This is a genomic window from Pseudomonas sp. GM55 (genome assembly GCF_000282395.1).
GTDB classification, from domain to species: domain Bacteria; phylum Pseudomonadota; class Gammaproteobacteria; order Pseudomonadales; family Pseudomonadaceae; genus Aquipseudomonas; species Aquipseudomonas fluorescens_CC.
Genome location: NZ_AKJJ01000069.1, coordinates 17,492 through 27,457 on the forward strand (window position 1 = coordinate 17,492; position 9,966 = coordinate 27,457).

Sequence of the window (9,966 nt, forward strand, 5' to 3'; positions counted from 1 at the left end):
TGGCGCAACAGCTAACGGTAAATGTAGTTCCTCAAACAGCTTATGCACGCGCAGGCTGGTCGCTCTATGGATGGCGAGTCTTCCGAAATCGCTGCGTTGCTCCCTTATGCAGCAGCGTAGGTGGCGGAGTAACAATTCGAAATAACATTTCGCTCTATACCTGCACTCAACCGCCTATATGTCTTTTAAAAACAGCTAGTTGTACGACTTAAGTACCAGTCGTCTGTTTTGGCGACGTAATATTGACAAAGATCTGCTATGGAACTTTAGTCTTAGTTATCGGGGGGCTCGCACGCCTGAAGCTTGCCATCGCTTTGGCAACGCAAGGCGCGGTGATTCTCCTGAGAGGAGCAGAATCATGTCGCTCATTTCGTGCTTTTTCAGAGGGATGGGGCTGTCCAGGACGTTCGCCTTCACTTCCAGATTCCATGGCCCGCCCAGGGCTCGAATTCGCTCTGCCTGATCGACCGGCGAGCAATTCACTACGCGAATTCCAGGCGCGTACCCCGGGTCCCGGGTAACGCCAGAGCTCTCGCCAAAAAACACAACTAACAAACTGCGCAAGCCAGCACTTGACTGGGCGCGGGAGGATTCTCTCGTCCCGCGCCTTCATCCAGACAGATCGAGGGCAATCCAAAATGGCCAATTTCAACAAGTCGGACCTGGAGTTCATTCTCCAGCAGATTTTCATCGCGGAAGCGGATACTGCCGGCCAGCCGCTCGCCAGCCTGATACCGAACCCGGAATTTGCTTTCGGTCTGCGCACGGTCGACGGGACGTTTAACAACCTGAGACTGGGTCAGAGCGAGTTCGGCGCAGCCGACAACATTTTCCCGCGCATGACCACTCCAGTCTTCCGCCCGGCTGAGGCGGGCACCTCTTACACCCAGACCAGCGGCCTGGTGATCGACTCGCAGCCACGCACCATCAGCAACCTGATCGTCGACAATACCGCCAACAACCCGGCGGCGGTCGCGGCCACGTTCGATCCCGGTCTGGATGGCATCCTCGGCACGGTTGACGATGTCTTGAAGGCCGGTGCTCAGGTCGTTACTGGAACCCGTACCGACGGCACGACCTTCCAGACCTTTTTCATTCCTAACCAGTCGCCGGACGTGGGTCTGTCCGCGCCGTTCAACCCGTGGATGACCTTCTTCGGTCAGTTCTTCGACCATGGCCTCGATCTGGTGACCAAGGGCGGCAGCGGCACGGTGTTCGTCCCGCTGCAGCCGGACGATCCGTTGTTCGTCCCGGGCAGCCCGACCAACTTCATGGTGTTGACGCGGGCCACCAACCTGCCCGGACCCGATGGCATCCTCGGCAACGCCGACGACATCCACGAGGCTTCAAACACCACCACGCCGTTCGTCGATCAGAACCAGACCTACAGCTCGCATCCCTCGCACCAGGTGTTCCTGCGCGCCTATGAACTCGATGCCGCCGGCAAGCCGGTGGCGACCGGCAAGCTGATCACCAACCGTGACCTGGGCGCCGATGGCCTGTTCGGCACTGCCGACGACGTCGAAATCGGCGGCATGGCCACCTGGAAAGTGGTGAAGGCGCAGGCGCGCGACATGCTTGGCATCAATCTCGACGATCTCGACGTCCTCGACCTGCCGCTGTTGGCGACCGACGCGTACGGTAACTTCATTCGAGGGGCGAACGGCTTTGCGCAGATCGTGACCGCGACCGGTTTGGTCGAGGGCAATCGGCTGGCGCCGATCGACGCATCGCTGGCGATCCGCACCGGTCACCAGTTCCTCATCGACATCGCGCACAATGCCAGCCCGGTGGACAGCCAGACCGGTGCGCCACTGACGGCCGATGCCGACCTCGTTGCCGGCGGCCCGGTGGCCGCAGGCTCCTACGACAACGAGTTGCTCGACGCGCACTACATCGCCGGCGACGGCCGGGTCAACGAGAACATCGGCCTGACCACCGTCCACTCCATCTTCCACTCGGAGCACAACCGGCTGGTCCAGCAGACCAAGGACACGGTCCTCGCCTCAGCGGCTGCCGGCGACCTGACGTTCCTGAACCAGTGGCTGCTGACGCCCGTCACGGCTGTTCCTGCTGATCTGTCGACTTTGAATTGGAACGGTGAGCGCCTGTTTCAGGCGGCGAAATTCGGCACCGAGATGCAGTATCAGCACCTGGTGTTCGAAGAGTTCGCGCGCACCATTCAACCGCAGGTCGATGCCTTCCTTGACTTCGATGACACAATCAATCCGTCGATCGTCGCCGAGTTCGCGCACACCGTCTTTCGCTTCGGCCACTCGATGCTGACCGAGACCATTGACCGGCTGAGCCCCAACTTCGTCTCCAGCGAGATTGGCCTGATTCAGGCCTTCCTCAACCCGCTGGCGTTTGCGACCAGCGGCCCGACCCCGGAGCAGGCGGCCGGCGCCATCGTCCGCGGCTTGACGCGCCAGGTCGGCAACGAGATCGATGAGTTTGTCACCGAAGCGGTGCGCAACAACTTGCTGGGCCTGCCGCTCGACCTGCCCGCCCTCAACATCGCGCGCGGCCGCGATACCGGCATCCCGTCCTTGAACGCGGCGCGCCGTGAATTCTATGCCGGCACCGGCGACAGCCAGCTGAAACCCTACACCAGCTGGGTCGATTTGGTGCAACACCTGAAGCACCCGGAATCGCTGATCAACTTCATCGCCGCCTACGGCACGCACGCCTCCATTACCAGCGCCACCACGCTCGTCGCGAAACGCGCAGCGGCCACGCTCCTGGTGTTGGGCGGCGCCGGCGAGCCGGTGGACCGGTTGGACTTCCTCAACAGCACCGGTGCCTATGCCAACCTGGCAAATGGGGCAACCATTACCGGCGTTGATGCCATCGACTTCTGGATCGGCGGCCTGGCCGAGGAAAAAATGCCGTTCGGCGGCATGCTCGGCTCGACCTTCAACTTCGTCTTCGAGGACCAGCTCGAGAAGCTGCAAAACGGCGACCGGCTCTACTACCTGCACCGCACCCAGGGACTCAACTTCCTGAGCGAGCTCGAGAACAACTCGTTCGCCAAGATGGTGATGCTCAACACCGACGCGACCCATCTCCCGGCCCTCATATTCTCGAGCCCGACCTTTACTCTCGAGGTCGACCCCACCAGGCAGTTCAACCGGAGCGTGATTGCCGGTCTGGACGGCACTGTGGGCACCGCTGACGACCTGCCTGGCAACACCGATCCCACTGGCGGCACCATGATCAACGGGGTCGAGATCACACCGCTTGTGATTCGCGACAACCCCGCGACGGCCGGGCCTGATACCAACTACCTGCAGTACACCGGCGAAGACCATGTCGTGCTCGGCGGCACCGCCGGCAATGACATTCTCGTCTCTGGCGACGGCGACGACACGCTCTGGGGCGACGCCGGTAATGATCGCCTCGAAGGCGGCTACGGCAATGACGAGATCGAGGGTGGCGATGGCGACGACATCATCACCGACATGGGCGGCGACGACGTCATTCACGGCGAGGCCGGCAACGACGTCATCCACGGCGGCAACGGCACCAATATCATCCTCAGCGGTGACGGCAACGATTTCATCGTCACCGGCGAGGACTTTTCGGAGGTCTTCGGCGGCGCCGGCAATGACTTCATGCTCGGCAGCCGGCTAAACGCACAAATGATGGGCGGCGATGGCGACGACTGGATCGAGGTCGGGACCCAGGACGGCGCCCCCGGCGACAATTTCGCCGGTAACCTGCCACTGGCTTTGCTGGCAGAGTTGGTCGCCGGCAACGACGTCTTCAGCGGTGACGGCGGCTTCGATGAAATGATCGGTGAAGGCGGCGATGACATCTTCATCGGCAGTGAGGGGCCGGACAAGATGTTGGGCATGTCCGGTTTCGACTGGGCCACCTACAAGGATGATCAATACGGCGTGACTGTGGACATGAGCCGCATCGCCTTCGAACAATCGGCCCTGTCGCCTTCGGTTGCAAGCGTGCATGCCAAGTTCGCCCAGGTGGAAGGTCTGTCGGGTTCGGCGTTCAGCGACATGCTGACTGGCGATGATGCTGACGCGCTAGCGATCGCCGCTGCCGGTGTCCCGGGCAGCGTGCTCACCAATATTGACCTCGTCAACGGTCTGCGGGCGTTTCTTGGCGCAGCTGCAGCCGGCCCGGACGGTATCCTGGGCACGGCGGACGATCAGTTCGGCGCAGGCAACATCCTCCTCGGCGGTGGTGGCAGCGACATCATCGAAGGCCGCGGCGGTGACGACCTGATCGATGGCGACATGTGGCTGAATGTGCGCATCAGCGTGCGCCAGAACCTTGACGGAACCGGGCCGGAGATTGCCACCTTCGACAGCATGGAGCCCATGATCCCGTTCATGCTCGATGGCACCTTCAACCCCGGTCAACTGGTCATCGTCCGCGAGATCCTGACGGATGCCCCCGCCTTTGACACGGCCATGTTCACTGGCAACCGGCTCGACTATACCGTCACCACTGTGGGCGACGTGACCACCGTGACCGACAGCGTCGTCGGGCGCGACGGCACCGACCGCCTGACCAATTTCGAGCGGCTGCAGTTCAACGATCAGTCGCTCACACTGCCCGCCGGGGTCGGGCTCAACAACGACCCGCTGGGCTTGCTGGCCATCCTCGACGCTGCCAGCAACACCCCGGACGCAACGCCGACCACGGGTCAGTTGCTGAGGGTGTCGGCTGCCGGCGTGACCGATGCCGACAACGCCGGCGGTGCCATCACCGGACCGATCGCCTTCTACTGGCAGTTCGAAGCAGTCCCGGGTTCGGGCGTCTTTCAGGACATCACCCGTATTGCGGACGGGGGCGCAGCATTGGCGCACATAACCGGGCCGACCTTCAGGGTGACCCCGGATCTCGCCGGGCTGGAATTGCGCGTCAGGGCCGTCTACAAGGATCAAAATGGTGTGCTTGAGACTGCGTTCTCTGCTCCAACCGCAGCGGTCGTAGCCGGCGTTGCTCCGCCACCGGCAGCCCCGCTGCCGGTCGAAACTCCGGTCGCCAGCCCTGGTGTGCACTATATCCGCTCCGATCTGCAGTTCATTCTCGACCAAATTCTGATCTCGGAAAGGAATGCAGCCGGTGAGGATCTCCTCAGCATGCTGCCGAATGCACGGCTGCCTTTGGGCCTGCGCACGGTCGACGGGTCGTTCAACAACCTGGTGGCGGGTCAGAACGGGTTCGGTGCAGCCGACACGGTCTTCCCGCGACTGGTTCCGGCGCAGTTCGATACGGCGGAAGCGGGCACCTCTTACGCTCAGACCAGCGGACTGGTGACTGACTCGCAGCCACGGACCATCAGCAATCTGATCGCCGACAACACCGCCAACAACCCGGCAGCGATCGCGGCCACGTTCGATCCCGGTCCGGATGGCATCCTCGGCACGGTTGACGATGTCTTGAAGGACGGTGCGCAAGTCGTTACTGGAACCCGTACCGACGGCACGACTTTCCAGACCTTTTTCATGCCTAACCAATCGCCGGACGTGGGTCTGTCCGCACCGTTCAATCCCTGGATGACCTTCTTCGGTCAGTTCTTCGACCACGGCCTCGACCTGGTGACCAAGGGCGGCAGCGGCACGGTGTTCATCCCGCTGCAGCCGGACGATCCGCTGTTCGTTTCGGGCAGCCCGACCAACTTCATGGTGTTGACGCGGGCCACCAACCTGCCAGGGCCTGATGGCATCCTCGGCAACGCTGACGACATCCACGAGGCTTCAAACACCACCACGCCGTTCGTCGATCAGAACCAGACCTATACCTCGCACCCTTCGCACCAGGTGTTCCTGCGCGCCTACGAGTTCAATGCCGCCGGCGATCCGGTGGCGACCGGCAGGCTGATCACTAATCGTGATCTGGGCGCCGATGGCCTGTTCGGCACTGCGGACGACGTTGAAATCGGTGGGATGGCCACCTGGAAAGTGGTGAAGGCGCAGGCGCGCGATCTGCTTGGCATTAATCTTACCGATGCCGACTTCGACAACGTGCCGCTGCTCGCCACCGACGCCTACGGCAATTTCATCAAGGGCCCGAACGGCTTCCCGATGGTCATGATGAGGGGCCCGGATGGTATTGCTGATACCGCCGATGATGTTCTCGTCGAGGGTAATCCTGCTGCGCCGATCAGCCTGGTCAATGCCGTGCGCACCGGCCACCAGTTCCTCATCGATATCGCCCACAACGCCGTTCCGGTGGACAGTCAGACCGGCGCAGCACTCGCGCCCGATGCGGACACTATCGTGGGCGGTACACCTTTGCCGGGCTTCTACGACAACGAACTGCTTGACGCGCACTACATCGCCGGCGACGGCCGGGTCAACGAGAACATCGGCCTGACCACCGTCCACGCGATTTTCCACTCGGAGCACAACCGTCTGGTCCAGCACACCAAGGATGTGGCCATCGCCTCCAACGATGTCAACTTCCTGAACCAGTGGCTGATGCCTGATGCCCAACTGTTGGTGTTGCCAACAACCCCGGCTGAGATCGCTGCCCTGCACTGGAACGGAGAGCGCCTGTTCCAGGCGGCGAGATTCGGTACCGAGATGCAGTACCAGCACCTGGTGTTCGAAGAGTTCGCCCGTACCATTCAGCCGAACATCGATCCGTTCCTTGGCGAACACCAGAATTATCAAACCGATATCGACCCGGCGATCGTCGCCGAGTTCGCGCACGCGGTCTACCGCCTCGGCCACTCGATGCTGACCGAGACCATTGACCGGCTGGACCCCAACTTCGCCTCGAGCGAGATCGGCCTGATTCAGGCCTTCCTCAATCCGCTGGCGTTTGCGGCCAGCGGCCCGACCCCGGAACAGGCGGCCGGTGCCATCGTCCGCGGCTTGACGCGCCAGGTCGGCAACGAGATCGATGAGTTCGTCACCGAAGCGGTGCGCAACAACTTGCTGGGCCTGCCGCTCGACCTGCCTGCCCTCAACATCGCGCGCGGCCGTGATACCGGACTTCCGACCCTGAACGAGGCGCGTCGTGAGTTCTACACCGCGACTGGCGACAGCAACCTGAAGCCCTACATCAGCTGGGCCGATTTGGTGCAACACCTGAAGCACCCGGAATCGCTGATCAACTTCATCGCCGCCTATGGCACGCACGCCTCCATTACCAGCGCCACCACGCTCGACGCGAAGCGCGCAGCGGCCACGCTCCTGGTGTTGGGCGGCGCCGGCGAGCCGGCGGACCGGCTGGACTTCCTCAACAGCACCGGCACCTGGGCGAGTGGCCCGACCGGCGTCACCATTACCGGTCTGGACAACATCGACCTCTGGATCGGCGGCCTCGCCGAGGAAAAAATGCCGTTTGGCGGCATGCTCGGCTCGACCTTCAACTTCGTGTTCGAGAACCAGATGGAGAAGCTGCAGAACGCCGACCGCTTCTACTACCTGGAACGCAACGCGGGGCTGAACTTCGTCACCGAGTTGGAGAACAACTCGTTCGCGAGACTGGTGATGGCCAACACCGATGCGACCCACCTCCCAGCCGTCATGTTCCTGACTCCGGCCTTTACCCTGGAGGTCGACCCGACCAGGCAGTTCAACGAGAGTGTGATTGCCGGGCCGGATGGCATACTGGTCGACAATCCATTGACGCTAGCCAATGAGGCCGCCGACAACCAGCTGGGCAATGCCGACCCTGTCGGCGGCATCCTCCTCACGCCGCTGGTCATTCGGGACAACCCTGCGACGGCCGGCCCTGATACCAACTACCTGCAGTACACCGGCGAAGATCATGTGGTGCTCGGTGGCTCGGCCGTCAATGACATTCTCGTTTCTGGCGACGGCGACGACACGCTCTATGGCGACGGTGCCAATGACCGCCTCGAAGGTGGCTACGGCAACGACTTCATCATCGGGGGCGACGGTGACGACATCATCACCGACATGGGTGGCGACGACACCATTCATGGCGGCGACGGCAACGACGTCATCCACAGTGGCAACGGCCTGAACCTGAACCTCGGCGGCTCCGGCAAAGACTTCGTCGTCACCGGTGAGGACTCCTCGGAGGTCTTCGGTGGCGCGGGCGACGACTTCATCATGGGCAGTATCGCCGACGAACAACTGATGGGTAACGAAGGTGACGACTGGATCGAGAGGGGAACCGCCGATGGTGCTCCCGGCGACAATTTCGACCCGAACGGGCTCGACTTGATACGCGGTAACGACATCTTCATCGGCACCGGTTCGCCCGACAGGTTCATGGCTGAAGGTGGCGACGACATCATGTTCGGCAACGGCGGCGCGGGGGACCGCTACCTGGGTGGCTCCGGTTACGACTGGGCCGGCTTCAAGGACGACCCGTTCGGCGTGTCCGTCGACCTGGGCCTCGCCGAAATCGCTCTCGCGCCGCCACTGCCGGAGTTGGCTGCAACCGTGGCTCGGTTCCAGCTGGTGGAAGGTCTGACGGGATCGCACTTCAGCGACATCCTGCGTGGCGATGATGCCGATGCCACCGCGATCGCGGCTGCCGGTGCTCAGGGCAGCGTGCTCACCAACTTCGACCTGGTCAGCGGACTGCGCTCGTTCGTCGGCACCGCAGCAGCCGGCCCGGACGGCATTGTGGGCACGACAGACGATCAGTTCGGCGCCGGCAACATCGTCCTCGGCGGCGGCGGCAGCGACATCATCGAAGGTGGTGGTGGCGATGACCTGGTCGACGGTGACAAGTGGCTCAACGTACGTATCAGCGTGCGGCAGAACATTGATGGCACAGGTCCGGAGATCGCAACGTTCGACAGCATGGTCCAGTTGGAGCCGCTCATGCTCAACGGCACTTACAACCCCGGCCAACTCGTTGCCGTCCGTGAGATCCTGACGGATGCGCCTGACCCCCTTAACCCTGGCCATTCCTTCGACACGGCCCTGTACACCGGCCTTCTGGCCGACTACACCGTCACCGAGAACGTCGACGGCACGGTCACCGTGGCCGACAGCGTCGTCGGTCGGGACGGTACTGACAGGCTCAGCAGTATCGAGCGGCTGCAGTTCGCTGATCAGTCGCGGGTCCTGGTGGCGGGCTTGAACGCCGAGCCGGTGGGCTTGCTGAGGATCAGCGATAGCACGCCGGCCGTTGGCCAAGTGTTGACGGTGTTGGCCGACACCGTCAGCGATTTGGACAACGCCACTGTAGGCGCTGCGATCACCGGTCCCATCGCCTTCGTATGGCAGGTTGAAACGAACCCAGGCACCGGTATCTTCGACGACATTGGTATTGCGCTCGGAGGTGGACTAGGAACCGCGACCGGCTCGACCTTCACGGTGACCGCGGCTGAGCAGGGACTGGCGCTGCGCGTCAGGGCCATCTATCAGGACGGCCACGGCGTGCTGGAAAGCATATTCTCGGCGCAGACCGCGCCAACTGCACCGCTCGGCGGCAGCCCCGTCAACTTCCTGCCGGTTGGAACGGTGCTGATCAGCGATACGTCTCCGACTCCAGGCTTTGCCTTGACCGCCACGGATGCGTTCACCGACGCCAACGGGACCGCGACCTCGGTGATTACCCATCAGTGGCAGGCGGGGGGGATCGGTGCGATCTTTACCGATATCGCCGGTGCGACGGGCACGACCTTCACGCCCGACCAGACGCTGTCCGGTCAGCAACTGCGGGTCGTCGCGAGTTATACCGATGACCTCGGCACACTTGAGCGAGTCACCTCAGCGGCAACGACAGTGGTCGGTGTTGTGTTTGTCGGTACCGCCGGTGCCGACATATTCACCGGCTCCGCAGGCGACGACGTGGCCAGCGGAGGTGATGGCAACGACATCCTGAACGGCTTGGGCGGCAACGACATCCTCAATGGTGACGCGGGCGATGACGTTCTCATCGGCGGGACGGGTGCCGATACCATGGCTGGAGGCGTTGGCAACGATATCTACGAAGTCACCGACCTTGGGGACGTAGTGACCGAGCTCGCCGGTGCCGGCAACGACACGGTCTGGACCTCGC

Annotated in this window: 1 protein-coding gene; it reads left to right on the top strand. The window is 62.6% G+C overall.

What is annotated here, in order from left to right:
* Positions 1-638: 638 nt before the first annotated feature.
* Positions 639-9,966: peroxidase family protein (locus PMI31_RS18775; RefSeq protein ID WP_008019833.1), on the top strand; the 9,328-nt coding region annotated here is incomplete at its 3' end.